The 19,279-nt window shown below is 72.3% G+C and carries 20 protein-coding genes; 12 read left to right on the forward strand and 8 right to left on the reverse strand.

What is annotated here, in order from left to right; translation table 11 throughout:
• Window positions 1–7: 7 nt before the first annotated feature.
• Entirely contained in the window at window positions 8–1,288 is a 1,281-nt protein-coding gene (locus AC0665_RS08275) for a peptidoglycan-binding protein (RefSeq protein WP_478602536.1), read from the reverse strand.
• Window positions 1,289–1,446: 158 nt separating this feature from the next.
• Between AC0665_RS08275 and AC0665_RS08280 the strand changes: the two genes are divergently transcribed.
• Complete coding sequence (locus AC0665_RS08280) at window positions 1,447–3,498, forward strand: MDR family MFS transporter (protein WP_478602538.1); 2,052 nt, start codon at window positions 1,447–1,449, stop codon at window positions 3,496–3,498.
• Window positions 3,499–3,600: 102 nt separating this feature from the next.
• Here AC0665_RS08280 and AC0665_RS08285 read toward each other — a convergent pair whose 3' ends face one another.
• Entirely contained in the window at window positions 3,601–4,281 is a 681-nt protein-coding gene (locus AC0665_RS08285; RefSeq protein ID WP_468638111.1) for a TetR/AcrR family transcriptional regulator C-terminal domain-containing protein, read from the reverse strand.
• 116 nt (window positions 4,282–4,397) lie between these two features.
• On the opposite strand from AC0665_RS08285, the gene AC0665_RS08290 reads away from it, so the two are divergent.
• Complete coding sequence (locus AC0665_RS08290) at window positions 4,398–5,102, forward strand: DUF4386 domain-containing protein (protein WP_478602540.1); 705 nt, start codon at window positions 4,398–4,400, stop codon at window positions 5,100–5,102.
• Between the two features lie 90 nt (window positions 5,103–5,192).
• On the opposite strand, the gene AC0665_RS08295 is transcribed toward AC0665_RS08290, so the two are convergent.
• Window positions 5,193–5,684 carry a GNAT family N-acetyltransferase gene (locus tag AC0665_RS08295; protein WP_478602542.1) on the reverse strand — a complete coding sequence of 164 codons (492 nt, stop codon included), beginning with the start codon at window positions 5,682–5,684 and terminating at the stop codon, window positions 5,193–5,195.
• 170 nt (window positions 5,685–5,854) lie between these two features.
• Between AC0665_RS08295 and AC0665_RS08300 the strand changes: the two genes are divergently transcribed.
• Together AC0665_RS08300 and AC0665_RS08305 are read left to right on the forward strand one after the other, a co-directional pair.
• Window positions 5,855–6,562 carry a hypothetical protein gene (locus AC0665_RS08300; RefSeq protein WP_468638108.1) on the forward strand — a complete coding sequence of 236 codons (708 nt, stop codon included), beginning with the start codon at window positions 5,855–5,857 and terminating at the stop codon, window positions 6,560–6,562.
• A 5-nt stretch (window positions 6,563–6,567) separates the two neighbouring features.
• On the forward strand, window positions 6,568–7,221 hold the full coding sequence (locus AC0665_RS08305) for a hypothetical protein (RefSeq protein WP_478704634.1): 654 nt from the start codon (window positions 6,568–6,570) through the stop codon (window positions 7,219–7,221).
• A 19-nt stretch (window positions 7,222–7,240) separates the two neighbouring features.
• Here AC0665_RS08305 and AC0665_RS08310 read toward each other — a convergent pair whose 3' ends face one another.
• Window positions 7,241–7,648, reverse strand: coding sequence for a DnaJ family domain-containing protein (locus AC0665_RS08310; RefSeq protein WP_468413397.1), 408 nt, complete (start codon window positions 7,646–7,648; stop codon window positions 7,241–7,243).
• 97 nt (window positions 7,649–7,745) lie between these two features.
• Here AC0665_RS08310 and AC0665_RS08315 point away from each other — a divergent pair, with 97 nt between their 5' ends.
• Window positions 7,746–8,138: a hypothetical protein gene (locus AC0665_RS08315; protein WP_366053042.1), complete on the forward strand. Its 393-nt coding sequence runs from the start codon at window positions 7,746–7,748 to the stop codon at window positions 8,136–8,138.
• Window positions 8,139–8,217: 79 nt separating this feature from the next.
• Here the strand turns inward: AC0665_RS08315 and AC0665_RS08320 are convergent, their stop codons facing one another.
• Window positions 8,218–8,889, reverse strand: a complete 672-nt coding sequence (locus tag AC0665_RS08320; protein WP_468413399.1) for an O-methyltransferase — start codon at window positions 8,887–8,889, stop codon at window positions 8,218–8,220.
• An 89-nt stretch (window positions 8,890–8,978) separates the two neighbouring features.
• Complete coding sequence (gene proP, locus AC0665_RS08325) at window positions 8,979–10,364, reverse strand: glycine betaine/L-proline transporter ProP (RefSeq protein WP_478507672.1); 1,386 nt, start codon at window positions 10,362–10,364, stop codon at window positions 8,979–8,981.
• 346 nt (window positions 10,365–10,710) lie between these two features.
• On the opposite strand from proP, the gene AC0665_RS08330 reads away from it, so the two are divergent.
• The 4 genes from AC0665_RS08330 (at window position 10,711) to AC0665_RS08345 (ending at window position 16,022) form a co-directional block, all read left to right on the forward strand.
• Entirely contained in the window at window positions 10,711–12,762 is a 2,052-nt protein-coding gene (locus tag AC0665_RS08330; protein WP_478704635.1) for a bifunctional glycosyltransferase 87/phosphatase PAP2 family protein, read from the forward strand.
• Window positions 12,763–12,961: 199 nt separating this feature from the next.
• On the forward strand, window positions 12,962–14,170 hold the full coding sequence (locus AC0665_RS08335; protein WP_478704636.1) for an argininosuccinate synthase-related protein: 1,209 nt from the start codon (window positions 12,962–12,964) through the stop codon (window positions 14,168–14,170).
• Window positions 14,171–14,271: 101 nt separating this feature from the next.
• Complete coding sequence (locus AC0665_RS08340) at window positions 14,272–15,003, forward strand: 2OG-Fe dioxygenase family protein (RefSeq protein ID WP_478704637.1); 732 nt, start codon at window positions 14,272–14,274, stop codon at window positions 15,001–15,003.
• A gap of 50 nt (window positions 15,004–15,053) precedes the next feature.
• Complete coding sequence (locus AC0665_RS08345; RefSeq protein ID WP_478704638.1) at window positions 15,054–16,022, forward strand: DMT family transporter; 969 nt, start codon at window positions 15,054–15,056, stop codon at window positions 16,020–16,022.
• Here AC0665_RS08345 and AC0665_RS08350 read toward each other — a convergent pair.
• Window positions 15,957–16,949: a helix-turn-helix transcriptional regulator gene (locus AC0665_RS08350; protein WP_478507666.1), complete on the reverse strand. Its 993-nt coding sequence runs from the start codon at window positions 16,947–16,949 to the stop codon at window positions 15,957–15,959. The genes AC0665_RS08345 and AC0665_RS08350 overlap by 66 nt on opposite strands.
• Before the next feature lie 294 nt (window positions 16,950–17,243).
• Between AC0665_RS08350 and AC0665_RS08355 the strand changes: the two genes are divergently transcribed.
• A complete protein-coding gene (locus AC0665_RS08355) occupies window positions 17,244–17,381 on the forward strand; it encodes a hypothetical protein (protein ID WP_468413411.1) in 138 nt (45 codons plus the stop codon).
• Window positions 17,382–17,385: 4 nt separating this feature from the next.
• On the forward strand, window positions 17,386–18,198 hold the full coding sequence (locus AC0665_RS08360; RefSeq protein WP_478602557.1) for a hypothetical protein: 813 nt from the start codon (window positions 17,386–17,388) through the stop codon (window positions 18,196–18,198).
• A gap of 51 nt (window positions 18,199–18,249) precedes the next feature.
• Here the strand turns inward: AC0665_RS08360 and AC0665_RS08365 are convergent, their stop codons facing one another.
• Window positions 18,250–18,672 (reverse strand): ATP-binding protein, encoded by a 423-nt coding sequence (locus AC0665_RS08365; protein WP_478507664.1) that lies wholly within the window; start codon window positions 18,670–18,672, stop codon window positions 18,250–18,252.
• A 75-nt stretch (window positions 18,673–18,747) separates the two neighbouring features.
• Between AC0665_RS08365 and AC0665_RS08370 the strand changes: the two genes are divergently transcribed.
• A partial coding sequence (locus tag AC0665_RS08370; protein ID WP_478704639.1) for a Scr1 family TA system antitoxin-like transcriptional regulator occupies window positions 18,748–19,279 on the forward strand: 532 nt, incomplete at its 3' end.

Here is a 19,279-nt window from a genome sequence, read left to right on the forward strand (position 1 = left end):
GGGCCGGTCACGGCTCCCGGGTTTCCGACTCCAGCTTCGCCCTGGTCTCCCGGTCGTAGACGCCGAGGTCGTCCACCTGGATGCCGCGCGACCACTGGTAGGTGCGGACCGCCTCCTCGAGCCGGTCGTCGAAGGTGCCGTCGGTGTCGTCGTCGTACAGGTACAACTGGCGCAGCCGGAGCTGGAGTTCGGTGACCTCCGGGCCGCGGTCGCCCAGGCGCAGGACGGTGGGGCCGGTCTTCTGGCGGCTGCTGTCGGGGGGCGTCTGACCGGAGCCGGTCGCGGGGGCGGACGTCCGCGGCGCCGACGGGGAGGGCGACCCGGACGGACTCGCCGAGGCGCTCGGCGCGGACGGCGACGGGGAGGCGGACGGGCTCGTGCTGCGGGAGGGCGACGGGGCCGGGGCGGCCGGTCCCGGCGGAGCCGCCGACGCGCTGCCCCGCGCCGGTGCGGACGCCGCGCTGCTCGACGGGGCGTCCGGCACACTCGCCCGGATGTCGTCCGGCAGGGCGGTGTCCCGGGACGGGCTCTCGTAGGAGAACAGCCCGCTCGCGTAACCGGCGGCGGCGACGACGGCGGCACACGCCCCGGCGGCGGCGACCAGGAGGGTGCCGCGCCGACGCGGCCGGCGTCTGCCGGACCGTCCGCCCTCCGCGGGACCCGAGGCCGCGCCCCCGGCGCCGTCGAACACCCGCAGGTCCGTGACGCTCGGCTCGGTCGCGGCAGGGGGCAGGGGCGTCGGAAGCGCCGCGGTGGCCGGTGCGGCGGCGGGCAGCACGGCGGTCGCGTCCGGGTCCACCGGGCCCACCGGCGGCAGGGGCGTGGTGGCGTCGGCGGGGAGACCTGGAAGGGCGGCGCGCCCGGGAGCGCCGGTGTGCGGGGAGGCGGTGACGGCGCCCGGCTCACCGGGGGCGTCCGCGGGGGTCTGTGAAGTGCCCCGGCGCGGCGGAGAGGCGTTGTCGTGCGCCGCCGCCGCACTGCCCTGCGCTGCGGGCCCGGCGCCCTGAGCGCGCGCCGCGTCCGCCGGGCCTGTGTCCCGCGCGGATGCCTGTGCCGAGCCGGGGGCCGGGGACGGGCCGTTCTCCGGCGTGCCCCCGGGAGCGCCGCCGTCGATCTCCACGTACGGGCGGATCCGCAGGGGGTCGAAGTCCTCCGCCGCCGCTGCCTGGGCCGTACGGGCGTCGCGCAGGGCCTCCGCGGCGCGGTGGGTGCAGGCGCAGGCGGGGGTGTTGTCCCGCTGTCCGGGTGCGCCGCACTCCGGGCACGGGTGGCCGTTCAGCGGTTCCACGCGTTCCTCCCTCCCCTCGCGAACTCCAGAGATTATCCAGATCTTCTCCACAGCGCGGTCGACGAGCCCCCGGAACCACGGCTTCCAAAAGGGCCCGGCGGGCCATAACAGGTCACAGCGGTCACGATGGAAAATGTCACAGGAGCTCGGGAGGTCATATGGCCGGGGACGCGAACGCCGCCACACTGTCGCCCCAGAACGCCGCGGCTCGGGAGCGGGTGCCGGGGAACGTCATGGTCTCCATCGGTGCCCTGCTCCTCGGCATGCTGCTGGCCGCCCTGGACCAGACCATCGTGTCGACCGCGCTGCCCACCATCGTCAGCGATCTCGGCGGTCTCGATCACCTGTCCTGGGTGGTCACCGCGTATCTGCTGGCCGCCACCGCCGCCACCCCCCTGTGGGGCAAGCTCGGCGACCAGTACGGGCGCAAGAGGCTGTTCCAGACCGCGATCGTGATCTTCCTGATCGGGTCCGCGCTGTGCGGCACGGCCCAGGACATGGGGCAGCTGATCGCGTTCCGGGCCCTTCAGGGACTCGGCGGCGGCGGGCTGATCGTGCTGTCGATGGCGATCGTCGGCGACCTGGTGCCTCCGCGTGAACGCGGCCGCTACCAGGGGCTGTTCGGTGCCGTCTTCGGCGCGACCAGTGTCCTCGGACCGCTGCTGGGCGGGCTGTTCACCCAGCATCTGAGCTGGCGCTGGGTGTTCTACGTCAACCTGCCGGTCGGCGTCGTCGCGCTCGCCGTGATCGCGACCGTCCTGCACATCCCGCGCACGGCACGCCGGCACGTCATCGACTACCTCGGCACCTTCCTCATCGCCGCCGTCGCCACCTGCCTGGTGCTGGTCGCCTCGCTCGGCGGGACGACCTGGCCGTGGGGTTCCTGGCGGATCGCCGGCCTGGCGGTCCTGGGCGTGGCCCTCGCCGTCGCCTTCGTGGCCGTCGAACGGCGGGCCGCCGAGCCCGTGCTGCCGCTGAAGCTGTTCCGGGTGCGCACCTTCACCCTGTCGGCCGTGATCAGCTTCGTCGTCGGGTTCGCGATGTTCGGCGCCATGACCTACCTGCCGACCTTCCTCCAGGTCGTGCAGGGCGTCAGCCCGACCATGTCCGGTGTGCACATGCTGCCGATGGTGCTGGGGCTGCTGCTGGCCTCGACCGCCTCCGGCCAGATCGTCAGCCGCACCGGGCGCTGGAAGGTGTTCCCGATCGCCGGCACCGGCATCACCACGCTCGGGCTGCTCCTGCTGCACCGGCTCGACGAGCACAGCTCCACCGCCGAGTTGAGCGGCTGCTTCTTCGTCTTCGGGCTGGGGCTCGGCCTGGTCATGCAGGTCCTCGTGCTCATCGTGCAGAACGCCGTCGGCTACGAGGACCTGGGCGTGGCCACCTCCGGTGCGACGTTCTTCCGCTCGATCGGCGCCTCGTTCGGAGTCGCCGTCTTCGGCACGGTCTTCGCGGGGCGGCTCGGCGACCGGCTCACGGACGCCTTCACGGGCACGCGTCTGCCGGCCGGTGTCTCCGTGGACACACTGGAGGCCGACCCGCGCGGCATCGCCGCCCTGCCACCCGGCCTGCGCCCGCCGGCCCTGCACGCCTACGCCGTCTCCATCACGGACGTCTTCCTGTACGCCGCCCCGGTCGCGCTCCTCGGGTTCGTGCTGGCCTGGTTCCTCAAGGAGGACCGGCTGCGCGCCTCGGTCACCGCGCCCGACGTCACCGAGACCCTGGCCAGCAACCCCGTCGAGCGGTCCTCCCACGACGAGGTGTGCCGCGCGCTGTCGGTGCTGGGCACCCGAGCGGGGCGCCGCGAGATCTACCGGAGGATCACCGCCCGGGCGGGCTACGACCTGCTGCCCGCGACGAGCTGGCTGCTGCTGCGGATGCGGCGCTTCGGCTCGGTGGAGCCGGCCGTGCTCGCCGACACCATGCCCGTGCCCCTGACGGTCGTCATGGAGGCCGCGCGGCAGGCCGAGGAGCGCCGCCTCGCCGTGCGCCGGGGCGTCGACATGGTCCTGACCGAGCAGGGACGCGAGGTCGCCGGCCGGCTGGCCGCGGCCCGCGAGGAGTCGCTCGCCGAATTGCTCGGCGACTGGTGGGGACCGGACCGGCCGGCCGATCTGGCCGACCTGGTGCGGGAGATGAACGGCGAACTGTGCGGATCGCGGCGCGAGCGGCCGTACAGCGCGCGTTCCACGGAGCAGCCGACCTGAGGCCAGGAGTTGGACTGAGACGCCATCCGCTTTCCGAACCCTTGGCTCGGCTGGGCTTCCCTCCCCCTCGACGCGAGATCAGCCCCCCTCCCCCCGCAGCCGCTACGCCTTTCGCGCGGACGTCCAGCCTTCGCGGCGGAGGCTTTCGAAGCCGTCCAGGAGGAGGTCCAGGGCGAATTCGAACTCGAACTGGTCGTCGCAGCCACCGACCGTGGCACTCCCGTCGTGTGCGGCCGTCGCGGCCAGCTCCGCGATGTGCGGGTAGCGCGCCGCCAGCCCGGGCTCCGGCGGCCCGGGGGGGCCCGAGGTGTCGAACAGTTCCTGGCTGAAGCCGAGCAGGCGGCTGCCCATCGCGTGCATGACGTGGTGCGTAAGGTCGGCGGAGAGGCCGCCGTCCCGGAAGCTCCCGGCCATCGAGTCCAGGTACGACAGCACGGCCGGGGTGGGGCCGGTCCGCGACTCGATGACCCGGGCCGCCCAGGGGTGGCGCAGCAGGACCCGCCGGGCCGAGAGGATCCGCCCGCGGACCACGCTCTGCCAGTCGGGGCCCGCGGCCGGCGGGTCGATCTCGCCGACCACGGCGTCGACCATGCCGTCGAGCAGCTCCTCCTTGTTGGCCACGTGTTTGTAGAGGGCCATCGGCACGACGTCCAGCTCCTGCGCGAGCCTGCGCATGCTGAGCGCCTCGATGCCGATGGCGTCGGCGAGCGCGACGGCGGCGCGCAGGACACGGTCCCTGTTCAGGGGAATCCGATGCGTGTGTATGGCTTCTTGCCGGGTCATTGCGGTTCGGCCCTTTCCCTCCTGACAGTGCCCTCTCCTTGACGAGTGTACGTCGTACACCTATGTTGGCCGCGAGGTGTACGGCGTACACCACCCGAGTGAGGAGTACCGAGAAGATGAGTCCGGACCGGAGAACCGCGGTGGCCGCCGGGTCGCTGTTCCTGCTGACCGAGGCCGCCGCGATAGCCGGGGCCGTTCTGTACCGCCCCCTGCTGGGAGCGGCGGACGGCCGGCTCGCGCAGGGCGCCGACACGCGGGCGCTGCTCGGGGTGCTCTGCGAGGTGGTGCTGGTGGTGGCGGTGGCCGGTACCGGGGCGGTGCTGTTCCCCGTTCTGCGGCGCCACGGCGAGGGGCTCGCGCTCGGGTACGCCTTCGGGCGGCTGCTGGAGGCGGCCGTCATCGCCCTCGGGATCGTCTCCGTCCTGGCGCTCGTCACCCTGCGGCGGGACGCGGGGGCTGCGGAAGGCGCCGACGTCGCGCTGGTGGCCGTGCACGACTGGACGTTCCTGCTCGGGCCCAACATCGCCCTCGGCCTGAACACCGTCCTGCTTGCCTACCTGGCGTACCGCGCACGGCTCGTGCCGCGCTTCCTCGCCGTGCTCGGGCTGGTCGGCGGACCGCTGATCTGCGCCTCGGCCGTCGCCGTGATGTTCGGGGCCTACGCGCAGCTCTCCGTGGCGGGGTCGGCCGCCGCGCTCCCGGTGTTCGCCTGGGAGCTGGGGCTGGCCGGGTGGCTGATCGTCAGGGGGTTCGGGCCCGGCTCGGGCGCCGCGTCCCGGGCGGACAGAGAGGTGGCTGATCCGGCAGGTGTACGTCGGTGAGGTCGGCCCGAGCTCGACGACGGAGCCGTCCGGGGCGACGCGCCAGATTGGTGTGCCGGATCACGTTCGAAATGCGGAAGGCTTCTGAGGTCAGGCCAGGTCCTTGCTGAACCAGTGGTCGGCGTAGGGGTCGTCGTTGTGCGGCGCGGTCTCCCGGTAGCCGAGGCGGGCGTAGAGGCCGCGGGCCTCGACGAGATCGCGGCGGGTGTCGAGGATCATCCGGGTGGCCCCCAGGGCGCGGGCGGCGTCCTCGGCGGCCCCGACCAGGAGCGGGGCGCCGCCGCGGCCGCGCATCGACGCGTGCAGGAACACCCGGGTGAGCTCGGCGGCCGCGCCGTCCAGGAGCCGTACGCCCGCGCTTCCGGCCGGCTCACCGCCGTACCGGGCGATCAGCAACCGTCCCCGTGGCGGCGTGAGTTCGGCACCCGGCTGGGCGGCGATCTCCCGCTCCAGCTCGGCCGGGTCGGTCCGGCGCCCCTCGTGCAGCAGGTACCAGCGGTCGCTGACCTCGGTGTAGTAGGCCCGCCAGAGAGCGGCGGCGACGGGGGAGTCGTACGGTTCCGGGGTCACGGTCCAGGTCATGAACCGCATGGTGCACAGGCGCCCCGGCGGACACGCAACGGAATAGTTCCGGCCACAGGTGCGCGCCCCGGTTGCGCCCGGGCGCCGTTTGGGGGCGGGCTTTGGGGCAACCCGACGGACGAACCGGCTCGCGAGGAGAGCCGGTTGGGCCGAGAACCCGGAAGGCATCCATGTCCACTGGCCTGATCATTGCTCTGATCGTGATCGCGGCGGTCGTCGTCATCATCGCGGCCGTCATGACCCTGCGCGCCCGCGGGCCCCGGCGTGGCCCGAACCTGAAGCGGCGCTTCGGACCCGAGTACGACCGCGCCGTCGCCCGGCACGACGGGGACACCAAAGCGGCCGAGCGCGAGCTGACCGAGCGCGTGCAGCGCCACGGCGACCTGAGCCTGCGGTCGCTCGAGCCGGCGCAGCGCGAGCAGTACGAGGCGCGCTGGACGGCCGCCCAGGAGCGGTTCGTCGACTCGCCGCGCGATGCTGTCGCCGAGGCGGACCGGCTGCTCGCCGAAGTCGCCGGTGTCCGGGGCTTCCCGGGCGGCGGGCAGTACGAGGAACAGCTGGCCGCGCTGTCCGTGCACCACGCCCACCACGTCGACGGCTACCGGCGCGTGCACCGCGCCGCGCATCTGCGCGCCGAGGACGCCCGTGACGGCGGCCAGGGTACGGAAGACATGCGGGAGGCCATGGTGGCGGCCCGCGCCCTGTTCGAGGAACTGGTGAAGCCGGCCCGCCACGACGGCGGCCACACCGCCGGACGTCACGAGGAGACCCGGCACGACGGGCACGAGCGTGCCGGGCTGAACGGCGGACGCAAGGCCCCGGCCCGCGGCGGACACATGCCGTGGGCGATGAACCGACGTCAGGCGAAGGAGAGTTGAGGCAGATGACCGACATGACCCGCCCGCCCGGCGACCACACGCCGACCGGCCCGGACGCCCGTGGCGAGAGCACGCCGGGCACCGGCCGCGGCCCGGCCGCACCCGGCATCTCCCGAGGCCCGGAGACGGACCGCGACGTCACGACGCACGGCGGCGCGACGGATCGCGGTGTCACACACGACACCGGCGCCGGCCGCGGAACCACGCACGGCACCGACGCCGACCGCGCCGTGACGCACGGCACCGACGCCGACCGCGCCGTGACGCACGGCACCGATGTGCCCGGCACGGGCCGGCACGGCTCCGGCACACCCGGTGGTGACTCCTACGGCACCGGCCCCGACAAGGTGGGCGCCGCCAAGAACCGGGCCCACCTCCTCGCAGCCGACGATTCGGACAAGCTGGGCTCGCGGTTGCAGCACGCCGTCGCCGGGTTCGTCGACGGGCCCCGGGCCGCCGTCGAGGAGGCCGACCACGTGCTGGAGGAGATAGCGGCCCGCTTCACCGAGGCCGTGACCGAGCGCCGGCGCACACTGCGCCACTCCTGGCAGTCCGTCGAGGGCGGCCAAGGCGGCTCCGCGTCGTCCGCCGACACCGAGCAGCTCCGGCTGGCCCTGAAGGACTATCGCGAGCTGGCCGAACGGCTGCTGCACGTGTGAGCCGGGGTGACCGCTCCGGTCACCTCTCCGCCCGGCGCTCCCGCCACTGCCGTACGACGTCCTCGACGTCGTACGGCTTCTTTCCCAGCGGGGGGCCGGGCGGCGGCTTGAACATCATCTCGCGGACCTTGTCGTTGATCTCGCCGATGATCTTCCGCACGATCCGCTCCGAGGGGGCCGCGAGCGCGGCCTCGAGCGCGTCCTCCGCCTCCTTGCGCAGCGCCAGCGTCGGCGGGAGGACGGAGAAGCCCTCGCGGGCCATCTTCCGCTTCACCCACCACAGTTCGTCGTAGGTGCTCTCGACGTCGCGGGGGAGCGGTTCGCCCGCTCCGGGCAGCCGGTCGAACTCCCCGCGCGCCTCCGCGTCACGGATCTGCCGGTCGACCCACGACTCGAAGTCGACGCCTGGTGGCTTTCGCTCGGTCATGAGGCCATTGTGCCGGACACCGCGCGGCCTGGCGTTCTATCATTCGGCGGGCCAAGTGCCTGGCAGCCCCGCCCAGGACGTCTCAGAAGGAGCGCACGTGCTCGAACTCACCATGGCCACCGTCGCGGAGGCGGAGGCGGGCGCCACGGCCGGGATGCTCATGGCCGAAGCGCCCAGCGAGCCGGGCGCGGTGCTGCGGGTGGGCCGCGACAGATCGGTGTGCCGCCTGAGCACGCCGGACGACTGGCTGTTCGTCTCCCGCGTCCACCTGGAGTTCCTGTGCGGGCCGGAGGGGACCTGGCAGGTCACCTGGCTGCGCGGCTCCCAGCCCGACCCGTCCTCCGAGGTGCGGCTGACGATGGGGGAGTACGTCCAGCCCCTGGCCTACGGCGGCACCGTCCCGCTGCCCAGGGGCGGCAGCGGCGAGATCATCGTCCAGGACCGCACGGCCCCGCGCAGCGTCAACGTGGGCTTCTACCACGAGGCGTGAGGACGGGCCCGCACACGGCGTGACGGCAGGGCCTCACCCCCTGTGACGGAGGGGCCTGGCACCGTGTGACGGCAGGGCCTCACGCCAGCACGCGTGCCAGGGCGAATCCGTCGTAGCCCTTCATGCCGACCGTCTGGATCGCGGTGCCGCTCAGCCTCGGATGGCCGGCGATCAGCTCGATCGCGCCGCGGGTGCCCGTCACGTCCGGCGCGGTGCTGTCCGCGTCGACGACCCGGCCGCCGCGTACGACGTTGTCGAGGACGATCAGGCTGCCCGTCCGGGTGAGGCGGACCGCCCACTCCACGTAGTGCGGGTTGTTGGCCTTGTCGGCGTCGATGAAGACCAGGTCGAACGGCGGCGGGTTCTCGTCGGCCAGCTTGGGCAGCGACTCCAGGGCCGGGCCCACCCGGACCTCGACGAGCTTGTCCAGGCCCGCGCGGGCGATGTTGCGCACGGCGACCTCGGCGTGCCGGGGGTCGTACTCCAGGGAGACCAGGCGCCCGTCGGCGGGCAGGGCGCGGCCCAGCCAGATGGTGCTGTAGCCGCCGAGCGTGCCGATCTCCAGGATGTGCCGGGCGCCCTGGATCTGGGCGAGGAGCTGGAGCAGCTTGCCCTGGTTCCCGGCGACGTTGATGTGCGGAAGCCCGGCGGCGTCGCTGTCCCGCAGGGCGGCCGCCAGGGCTTCGTCGTCCGGGGCGAGGTGGGCGGTGAAGTAGGCGTCGACCTCGTCCCAGACGTGCGACTCGCTCATGCGCCTCTACCTTTCGTCAGCATAGTTAGCATCCCTAACTACTGGCGCTGACGAACATAGTTGGTGCGCGGGTCGCTGTCAGCGGGATTTCACTCGGCGTGTCGGCCGGCTACCGAGGGCGCCGAGCCGGGCAGCGGACGCCCCGCCGACTCCGCCATGCGCCACACCGCGAAACCGCCGATCACGGCCGCGCCCATCATGTAGTACGCGGGCATCATCATGTTCCCGGTCGCGCCGATCAGGGCCGTGACCACCAGCGGGGTCGTGCCGCCGAACAGGGACACGGAGACGTTGAAGCCGATCGACAGCGAGCCGTAGCGGACCTTCGTCGGGAACAGCGCCGGCAGCGCGGAGGGCATCGCCGAGGTGAAGCAGACCAGCAGCATTCCGAGAGCGCCCATGCCGAGCGCGACGGCGAGCAGGCTGCCCTGGCGGATCAGCAGCAGGGCCGGGACGGACAGCAGCAGGAAGCCCGCGCAGCCGGCGGCGATCACCGGGCGGCGGCCGACGCGGTCGGTCAGCGCACCGGCGAACGGCTGGACGACCATCATCACGGCCATCACGCCGAGCACCACCAGCAGACCGTGCGTCTCGTCGTAGTGGAGCTGACCGGTCAGGTAGCTCGGCATGTACGACAGCAGCATGTAGTCGGTGACGTTGAAGACCAGCACCAGGCCGACGCAGAGCAGCAGCGCGCGCCACTGGCCGGTGACCATCTCGCGCAGCGGCGTCTTCGGACGGTTGTTCTCGGCCTTCTCCGCCTCCGCCGCGAACGCCGGGGTCTCCTCCAGGCGCAGCCGCAGGTAGAGGCCGATGAGGCCCATCGGGCCCGCGATCAGGAACGGGATGCGCCAGCCCCAGGAGGTCAGGTCGTCGGCGGAGAGCAGGGTGGTCATGATCGTGACCAGGCCCGCGCCGCCGATGTAACCGGCGAGCGTGCCGAACTCCAGCCAGCTGCCGAGGAAGCCGCGCCGCTTGTCGGGGGAGTACTCGGCGATGAACGTGGAGGCGCCCGCGTACTCGCCGCCGGTGGAGAAGCCCTGCACGAGCCGGGCCACCAGCAGCAGGATCGGCGCGCCGACCCCGATCGTCGCGTACGACGGGATCAGGCCGATCGCGAAGGTGCCCGCCGCCATCATGATCATGGTGAGGGCGAGGACCTTCTGGCGGCCGACGCGGTCGCCGAGCGGGCCGAAGACCATGCCGCCGAGGGGGCGGACCAGGAAGGCCGCGGCGAAGGCGCCGAAGGTGGACAGCAGCTGGGCGGTGGGGTTGCCGGAGGGGAAGAAGACCTTGCCCAGGGTGACCGCGATGTAGCTGTAGACGCCGAAGTCGAACCATTCCATCGCGTTGCCGAGCGCGGCCGCCTTCACGGCGCGCTTGACCAGCGCGGGGTCGGTGACGGTGGGGTCGGGGGTCTTCGCGGTGCGGCTCTTGCCGAGGGACGCGGGGGCGACGACTGAGGCAGTCGACAAGACTCGCTCGCCTACCTTTCGACGGGGACAGGGACGCGGTCCCGCGCGGCGGCGCTGTCGTACGGGCCGAAAAAGCGACGATAGGCGGATTTGCTCCGCTCACGTGCGGTATGCCGTTCGTTGCACGCTGCACGTAAACCGTGGCTGTGCTGGTTCTTCTGCCCCGGACACGGCGGTTCCCGCCGATCTTCATGTGATCCTTCTCGCTTCCGCACGAGGTGACGGTGCGGTGAATCCGCCGTTGCCGCGCCTTCTTCCCCGAGGGCGCGCACTCCCCATAGGGTGCGCAGGAGAATTCCCACATTCGAGATATATGGGATGAACTGGTGTGGGAGGCCGACAAGGCGTGGCGAATGCGGATCACAGCGGACGACCGGCGAAGGCCCTCGGAGCGACGGCCGCCGGGGATGCCCGCACGCGCCTGCGCGTCATCCGCCTGGGCCTGTGGCTGATCGCCGCCCTCCTCGCCGCCCGGCAGCCGGCCCTCGTCCTCGCCACCCCGCGCGGTGAGCGGCTGACGGACCTGGAGACCTGGGTCGGCCCGGACGGCGTGCTGCACGTCAACGGCTCGCTCTACGACTCCACCCGCTTCACGGGCACCCCCTTCGGCGGCCTCGTCCTCAAGCCCCTCACCCGTTCGGCCGAACAGGCCCTCGGCTGGGGCTGGACGTTCGGCACCCTGCTGCTCGTCGTCGCCCTCGGCCTGATCGCCGCCCGCGCCCTGCCCCGGCCGGTCAGCCGCCGCACCGCCCTGCTGGCCGCCCCCGTCGCCATCAGCCTGCTCATGCTGTCCCTGCCCGTCCGCACCACCCTGTGGCTCGGGCAGACCAGCGTCATCCCGGTCCTGCTCGTCCTGCTCGGCTGCTTCGTCGCGCACGGCCAGCGCGCCGGCGGCCTGCTCATCGGCCTCGCGGCGGCGCTCCAGCCCACCCTGCTGCTGTTCACGCCCCTGCTGTGGTGCACCGGCCGCAGGCGGGCCGCGCTCAGCACCGGCGTCACCTTCACCGTCTGCACCGGCCTGGCCGGGGCGGTGATGCCGCACGACTCCTCCCGCTACTGGGTCCACCACATGGCGGGCGTCGGCCTCGGCGGCCCCGCCGACGCCCTCGCCAACCAGTCCCTGCACGGCGCCCTGCTCCGGCTCGGCCTGAACGGCCCCCCGGAGGTCGCCCTCTTCCTGGTGCTCGGCGCGGCCGTCGCCGTGCTGGCCCTGCGCCGGGCCGTGCGCTGCTTCCGCGACGGCCGGCTGCTGCTCGCCGTCGCGATCACCGGCTGCGCCGCGCTCGTCGTCTCGCCCACGGCCTGGCAGCACCAGCTGCTGTGGCTGCTGCTCGCGGCCGTCGGCCGGGTCGGCAGACGCGCCTCCCACCGGTACGTGTGGCCGGTCACCGTCGTCCTGGTCATGACCCTCCCGGCCACGATGCTGCTGCCGGACATGGACGCCCTCCGCCCACTGCGCGACAACGCCGTCCTGCTGACCGCACTCGCCGCCGCCACGGCCGTGCCGTTCCTGCCCCGCGCCTCGCCGTACCACCGCTCGCCGCTGCCGGTCGCGTACGCCCCCGCCGTCCCGGCCCGCTTCCGGCACGTGCCGCTGATGCCGTTCCTGCGCCGGGCCCTCACCCGGCCCAGCCTGCTCCTGGAACTGCTCCTCCTCCGCGTCACCTACGCCGCCTACTCCGAGGTCCGCCTCGCCGCCACCGGCGGCAGCAACTCGGCCGGGCGCGCCGAGGCCGAGGAGCACGGCGCGCAGATCTACCGCCTGGAGCGCGCCCTGCGCCTCGACATCGAGCACTGGGTCAACCACACCGTCGCCAGGATCGACTGGCTGCGGGAATTCCTCGACCACTACTACACGTCGTTCCACTTCGTCGTGCCGCTCACCGTCCTCGCGGTCCTCTACCTGCGCCGCCCCGGCGACTACCGCTGGGCCCGCTCCGCCCTCGGCTTCGCCACCCTGCTGGCCCTGGCCGGTTTCTGGCTGTACCCCCTCGCCCCGCCCCGCCTGATGCCGGGGCTCGGCTTCATCGACACCGTGCACGGCACCCAGGACTTCTCCCGGCCCGACTACGGCACGCTCACGCACCTGACCAACCAGTACGCGGCCATGCCGTCCCTGCACTTCGGCTGGGCGCTGTGGTGCGGCATCGTGATCGCCGTCCTGGCGCGGCGGTGGTGGATGAAGGCGCTCGGCCTGCTGCATCCGCTGTTCACGGCCTCCTCGATCGTCGCGACGGCCAATCACTGGGTGCTCGACGCGGCCGGGGGAGCGGTGGTGGTCGCCGCCGGCTTCGCGTTGACGTACCTGCTGTCCGGGCCCAGGGCGGCCACCGCCGTGCGCCGGGCGTCCCGGGCGGCGGATCCGAGCACCGGCCGCTCGACCAGTTCCGTCGGCTGACGCACCTGAGGGGCTTCTTCCGGGGAGGGCACTCCATTCGGCCCCCCGGACTCCTCGTCCGGGGCCGTTGCGGCCGGCCGGCACCCGGCGTCGTTTCCGGGACCGGTCATGGCCGGGCACGGACGCCGGAATCCGTTGTCGGGTGCGTCCCGGCACGGAAGTCTTTCCCCCTGTGATCAGTGCAGAGGTTGAAAAGGCCATGCGTTCCCCGCTCATACGCTCCTTCTCGCAGCTCGGCTCCCTGGACCCGGACCGCCCCGTCGTGACCCTGTTCAGCGGCGGACTCGACAGTTCGTATCTGCTGCTGCGGCTGCGACGGATGGGCATCCGAGAAGTGCACGCCGTGAGCGTCGACATCGGCGAGGACGAGTCCAGTACCTACAAACGCCAGGTGGCCGAAGCGCTCGGCGCGACGATCCACATCCTCGACCGGCGTGCCGAGTTCGCCGATCGGTACGTGGCTCCCGCGATCGCCGCTCAGGCCGTCTACCTCGGTGTCCACCCCGTCAGCTCCACGCTGAGCCGCCCACTGATCGCCCACAGTGCGGTCGGACTGGCCCGTGCGCTCGGAGCGCAGGCCGTGCTGCACACCGCCAACCGCTCCCAGAACACCCTGCGCCGCCTCAACGGGGCGCTGGGGCTGCTCGGTTACGAGGGTGCGTTCGGCAGCCCGTACGATCTGGATCCCGTCACTCGCGACGAAAAGCTCGTCGAACTGCGCTCCGCCGGCATCGATCTGCTCGCCGGGCGGATCGTCAGCGGCGACTCCAATCTGTGGTGCCGCGAGTTCGAGTCGGGCATCCTCGACGACCCCGAGTTCCACGAGGTCCCCGAAGAGATGTACACCTGGAGCCGGCCGACCGCCCGCCCCGGTGACACCGACACCCTGACCGTCACCTTCGAACACGGGCTGCCCGTCGCGCTCGACGGCGAACCGCTGCCGCTGACCGGACTGGTCGAGCGGCTCAACCGGAGGGTCGGCGCGTACGGACTCGGCCGCTACTCCGGCCTGGAGCACCTCGATCACGGCGAGAAGGTCCTCGAAATCCGCGAGATGCCCGCCGCCTGGCTCCTGCTCAGCAGCTACCGGCACATCGAGAGCGCCTGCCTGGACGCCGAACTCATCCGTGAGAAGCGGCATCTGGAACAGGTCTGGACGCGGGAGGCCCTCGAAGGCCGCTGGTTCGGCGAACTGCGGCTCGCGGCCCAGGTGTTCATCGACGCCTGCGCCGCCCGCACCACCGGGTCCGTGACCTGGCGGCTGCGCACCGGTGGCGCCGACACGCGCTCCATCTCCGTCGGATCACCGCTGTACCTGCGTGACCGGGAGGAGTGGGAGGAGCGGGCGATCAGCGCGGAGTCGGCGCCGTTCGCCCCTGTGGCGGAGCCCGTTCTCGCCAGCGTCTGAGTGTTCCCTCCCGCCCCTCTCCTCATCTCCTCCTCCCGCCTCGTCCCCTCATCCCCTCATCCCCTCATCCCCTCGTCCTCTCTCCTCTCATGGAGTACGTCATGACCACTGCCGCCATCCATCACCCGGCCGCCGTCGATGCCGTCAACGCCCTTGCCGGGCCCGGCGGTCATCTGATGTCCGCCGCGCAGCTCTCCGCGCTGGCCGGTGTCGGCTCCGCCGACTGGGCGCGCTTCGCCGCCCACTGGGACGAGCTCACCCTCGACACGTACATGGCCGACGGAGGCACATACCGGTTCCGTCGCTACGGACAGTTCGAGCTCGACCCGGCCGAGGGCGAACTCACCCTGCTTCCGCACACGCCGTACCGTCAGGAGTCGGACATCAATCCGCTCAACGGCGGCGTCGAGCGCGTATTCGACCCGCTGACCGAGTCCTTCGCCGGTGACCCGCTGCTGCGTTCCGTCCTCGTCGAACTCGGCCGGATCTTCACCGCCGTCGACGGCACCGCGTCGTGGAACGTGAAACTGCACCCGTACCGCATCAGCGCCTCCACGGACCAGCAGGGCCAGCCGGCGCCCGAGGGCCGGCACCGTGACGGCGTCACCTTCATCACCTCGCTGCTGATCGGCCGCAGCAATGTCACCGGCGGGGAGAGCGGCGTCTACTCCGACGAGGGTGAGCACCTGCTCACGGTTACTCTGTCCGAGCCCGGGGACCTGCTGCTGGGCGACGACCGCCGCACGCTGCACTCGGTGACCCCGGTGCGACCGGTGGACCCCGAACTCGCCGCTCACCGCGACGTCCTGGTGATCGCCTACACCGCGCGCTGAGCCGCCGCTCCAGCCCCCTCACCTCATCGTCCGCCGCCCTAGGAGTCCCCATGACCGTCAACGCGGCCCGCCGCGCCTGGCTGACCGATCTTCCCGTCCTGCTGGTCGCGGTGGTGTGGGGCTCCAGTTATCTCGCCGCCAAGGACATCACCACGACCCAGACCGTCCTGGCCGTGCTCGTCCTGCGGTTCGGGGTGGTGCTGCCGGTCCTGGTCGTCACCGGGTGGCGCAAGCTGCGGGCGCTCGACGGGGCACAGATACGGGGCGCCGGCGTCCTCGGGCTGATCCTGTCCGGGATCTTCCTCCTGGAGACGTACGGCGTCGTGCACACCTCTGCGACCAACGCCGGGCTCATCATCAGCCTCACCATGATCTTCACGCCGCTCGCGGAGAGCCGGCTCACCGGCACCCGGCCCTCCCGGTCGTTCGCCGCGGCCGCGGGGCTCTCGGTGCTGGGCGTTCTCCTCCTCACCCAGGGCGCCGGGTTCAGCGCACCGTCCCTCGGTGATCTGCTGATGCTCGGCGCGGCCGTGGCTCGTACCGTGCACGTCCTGGCGATGTCGCGCATGCGGTCGGTGCAGGGTGCGGATGCGCTGTCGATGACCACGGTTCAACTGGGCGGCTCGGTCGTGGTGTTCGCGCTGTTGTTCGCGGCGCCCGGGACCGGCAGCACCCCGTGGGCGGCCGCGGCGGAGTTCGACACCGGGGACTGGCTCGGACTGCTCTACCTGTCGGCGTTCTGCACCTTGTTCGCGTTCTTCGTGCAGATGTGGGCCGTGCGCCGGACATCGCCCTCCCGGGTCAGCCTGCTGCTCGGCACCGAGCCGGTGTGGGCCGCCGTCTTCGGAATCGCACTCGCCGGGGACCGGCCCGGATGGCTGGGGCTGCTGGGCGCGCTCCTCGTGCTCGCGGGCACGGCATGGGGCCGTAGCGCGGCCGCCGCGCGGCAGACGTCAGTCGTCCAGCCAGCCGAGCCGGACGGCACAGACACCGGCCTGGAAACGGCTGGCCGTTCCTAGCCGTTCGGTCAGTTCGGAGACCAGGCGGCGGACCGTGCGCTCGGAGACCCCGAGCTTGCGGGCCATCGCCTCGTCGGTGAGTCCGCCCCCGAGCATCCGCACCAGCTCGCGGTGGCGGCCGGTCGGGTGCCAGTCGCCCTCGGGGCTGTCGGTCGCGGACTCGGTCAGCACGGAGGCACTGGCCCAGCAGTGCTCGAAGATTCCCCGGAACACCCCGACCAGCGTCTCGCCGCGCAGCACGACGGCGGCGATCTCGCCGTCGGATGTCTGGGACGCGGGCACGATCGCCAGCGAGTGGTCCACCACGATCAGCCGCAGCGGCAGGGTGTGCGCGGTGCGGACCTGGGCGCCCGCGCCGTTCAGCCGCCGCAGATAGGCCGTCATGTGCGGAGCGGCGGCCGCCGCGCTCAGATGGATCGTACGCATCTGTACGCCGCGGCCCAACACGATCCGGTCGCGTTCGAGTCCCGCCTCGACCATCCCGGCGGGCAGCGCGCGGCCGGGGTGCAGCGAGAGGACCTCCTCTTCCGCCCGCCGCGAGGCGTCCTCCAGGACCGCCGACACGTTGGCCACACCATGCACCACCTCCATCTGCGCGGAGGCCAGGTCACGGGCGTGTACCGGCTGGAAGTCCGCCAGGACCCGGGCGAGCGAGGAGCGTGTCTGCCGGACAGTGGTCAGCAGGGCGTTCGTGTGCTGTTCCTCGTCGAGGAGCAGCTTGCGCAGCGCGGTGTCCGGGGTGAGCGCCGTCCAGCCGTTGCGGTTGTCCGAGGACGGTACGAACAGGCCGAGTTCGCCGAGCAGCCTGAGTGCCTCGGCGAGTTCCGTCCCGCTCCAGCCGCGGTTCTCGGTGAGAGTCTCCGGGCGCCAGGCCGCGTTGTCGAGAGCGAGCCGGTAGAGCTCCTGTGCTCGTGCGCGTGCGTCCATGTGGAATCGTCCCCCTGCTGATTCACGAGCGCCGTCCCCCTGACGCTCCGTCGGGGATCTTAGAAACGGTTCCGTCCATCGGAAAAGCCGCCATCCGCTATACGGACAGCCAGAGGCCCCACGCCGTGCCCCGGCCGTCGTCCGCCCCTGGCCATGGCCGGTCCCGGAACTCCCCTCGCCATAGCCGCGAACGGCCGCGCCGCAACATGCTGGATCCCCGGCGTTCGCCGCTGACCACACACGCGACGACCGTCGAAACGACGACCTTCCGGACGACAAATCAGGGGGACCCTCATGTCTGCTGCTTCTCACCTGCTCCGTGGCCTGCTCGCGGTGCTCGCCACGGCCCTCGTCCTCGGTGGCGCGCCGAGCATCACGACGAACGGCACCGAGGCCGTGGCCGCGAGCAGCGACTCGCTGATCTGGGGATGAGCCGATGGCCGGACCGAGAGTCGCCGTCGTCGCACCGCTGACCGGTCCGCGTACGGACTGGGGAGCGGCCCTTCTCGGACATCTGGAACGGGTCAGAGCGGCCCGCCCGGACGCCGCCGAGTGGGATGTGTACGACGAGGCGCCGGAGGTCGCCCGTACCGTCGCCGCTGCCGGTTACGCGGCGGTCGTCGGGCACGCCGACGCCGAACGGGCCCGCCGAGCCCTGCCGGTGTACCAGGCCGCGGGGCTGCCCTGTCTGCTGCCCTTCGTACGGGCCGGGGCGCCCGCACTGAGCTGGGCACCCGACGGGGACGTGCTGGCCCGCCGGATCGTCGATGGAGCACTGGCCCTGGGGGTGGACGCGCTCGCCGTCGCCCAGGACGAGGAGCCCGGCTGGGCGGCGCTCGGGCTCGCGGTCGGCGAGGAGGCCGGGCGGGCGGGGCTCGCGCCGGGCCCCGGCGGCGCGCTGGCGGTGCTGGCACCACAGGACCGGTTCGCGCGCTACGCACAGGGCGCGGGTCCCGTCCTCACCCCGACGGACTGCGGGCTGGTCTCCTTCGCTCAGCTGCGCCACGCGGCATCGGACCGTGAGGTGTGGGCCGTCCACCCCCAGATGTGCGCGGCACGCCGGGTCAGAGCCGCCGTCACGGCACTCGCGCAGGCACTGTCCGAGGCTCCGGCACTGCGCGGTACGGCACTGACGGATGCCGTACGGGCCCGCTCGGGAATCCTGCTCACCGCCGAGGGAGCCCCGCTGGGCGACGGCTGGCTGATCTCCCGGCTGCCGTGGGCGTGCACGGCGCGGACCCCGCGCTGACCCGGCACGGGGCCTGCTCGACGTCGAGGACGTCTGTGCGGCCTCTCGGCGTCACCGCGGCCGGCCGCACCGTCGGAGACCCTCTGTTCCGCACTCGAACCACACGGTCTTCCCGCCCCCGGACCACAGTGACACGCCCCACTTGTCGGCCATCGCGTCGAGCAGGAGCAGCCCCCGCCCGTTCTCGGCGTCCGTGTCCAGCGAGTCCGGTGTGCGCGGCAGTTCGTCACTGCCGTCCGTGACCTCCACCCGTACGCCGGTGCGCTGCCGCAGCAACAGCAGGGCGCAGCGGCGGTCCGGGACGTGCCGCACGACGTTGGCGAGCAGCTCCGTCACGCCCAGCTCCACGGCGTCCGACAGCTCGGGCATGCGCCACTCTTCGAGGAAGGAGCGGACGATACGGCGGATGTGCCGGGGGGCGTGCGAGCCGACGGTGAGGCGCATCGTGTACTGGGCGGGAATGTATTCGTTCACGGTACGAGGCTGACGTGCGGTGACTACCCTCGGCTACGGAACGGATACAACCAGTCCCATTGTGGGCTGAGTTGCGTGAGAGGGGCTTCTGCCGTGACCCATATCAACGCCCTGGACCCGGGTGCGTCCCCGCTCGACTACTACGGCTTCGAGTTGCGCAGGCGCCGGGAGGCCGCCGGACTGACGCAGCGGCAGTTGGGGGACATCCTCAACTACACCGGCTCCCTGGTGGGCCAGATCGAGACGGCCCGCAAGGTTCCGACGCCGGAGTTCAGTGAGCGGGCGGATGCGGCGCTGGGGACGGACGGCTTGTTCTCGCGGCTGGTCGAACTGGTGCTGCGCAGTCGGCTTCCGGCCTGGTTCCAGCAGGTGGCGGAGCTGGAGATGCGGGCAGTCGCGCTGTGTACCTTTCACACGCACCTGGTGCACGGACTCCTTCAGACCAGGGCGTACGCAAGTGCGGTGCTGGGCGCGCTGGACAGGACCGACCTCGACGACCGCATCTCCGCTCGCCTGGCACGTCAGCGCATCTTCGAGAAGAACGAGCCACCCGTCTTCTGGGCAGTCATCAGCGAAGCCGCCCTCTACCAGGAGATGGGAGGCCGGG

It is taken from the genome of Streptomyces sp. NPDC043685, assembly GCF_056436585.1.

What these genes read in the sequence shown, in the direction of transcription:
- AC0665_RS08290 (WP_478602540.1), top strand. Translation starts at nt 4,398, where the DNA reads ATGAGTCCGGACCGGAGAACCGCGGTGGCCGCCGGGTCGCTGTTCCTG.
- AC0665_RS08345 (WP_478704638.1), top strand. Translation starts at nt 15,054, where the DNA reads ATGACCGTCAACGCGGCCCGCCGCGCCTGGCTGACCGATCTTCCCGTC.
- AC0665_RS08355 (WP_468413411.1), top strand. Translation starts at nt 17,244, where the DNA reads ATGTCTGCTGCTTCTCACCTGCTCCGTGGCCTGCTCGCGGTGCTCGCC.
- AC0665_RS08350 (WP_478507666.1), bottom strand. Translation starts at nt 16,949, where the DNA reads ATGGACGCACGCGCACGAGCACAGGAGCTCTACCGGCTCGCTCTCGAC.
- AC0665_RS08360 (WP_478602557.1), top strand. Translation starts at nt 17,386, where the DNA reads ATGGCCGGACCGAGAGTCGCCGTCGTCGCACCGCTGACCGGTCCGCGT.
- AC0665_RS08340 (WP_478704637.1), top strand. Translation starts at nt 14,272, where the DNA reads ATGACCACTGCCGCCATCCATCACCCGGCCGCCGTCGATGCCGTCAAC.
- AC0665_RS08320 (WP_468413399.1), bottom strand. Translation starts at nt 8,889, where the DNA reads ATGAGCGAGTCGCACGTCTGGGACGAGGTCGACGCCTACTTCACCGCC.
- AC0665_RS08310 (WP_468413397.1), bottom strand. Translation starts at nt 7,648, where the DNA reads ATGACCGAGCGAAAGCCACCAGGCGTCGACTTCGAGTCGTGGGTCGAC.
- AC0665_RS08335 (WP_478704636.1), top strand. Translation starts at nt 12,962, where the DNA reads ATGCGTTCCCCGCTCATACGCTCCTTCTCGCAGCTCGGCTCCCTGGAC.
- AC0665_RS08280 (WP_478602538.1), top strand. Translation starts at nt 1,447, where the DNA reads ATGGCCGGGGACGCGAACGCCGCCACACTGTCGCCCCAGAACGCCGCG.
- AC0665_RS08300 (WP_468638108.1), top strand. Translation starts at nt 5,855, where the DNA reads ATGTCCACTGGCCTGATCATTGCTCTGATCGTGATCGCGGCGGTCGTC.
- AC0665_RS08295 (WP_478602542.1), bottom strand. Translation starts at nt 5,684, where the DNA reads ATGACCTGGACCGTGACCCCGGAACCGTACGACTCCCCCGTCGCCGCC.
- AC0665_RS08285 (WP_468638111.1), bottom strand. Translation starts at nt 4,281, where the DNA reads ATGACCCGGCAAGAAGCCATACACACGCATCGGATTCCCCTGAACAGG.
- AC0665_RS08305 (WP_478704634.1), top strand. Translation starts at nt 6,568, where the DNA reads ATGACCGACATGACCCGCCCGCCCGGCGACCACACGCCGACCGGCCCG.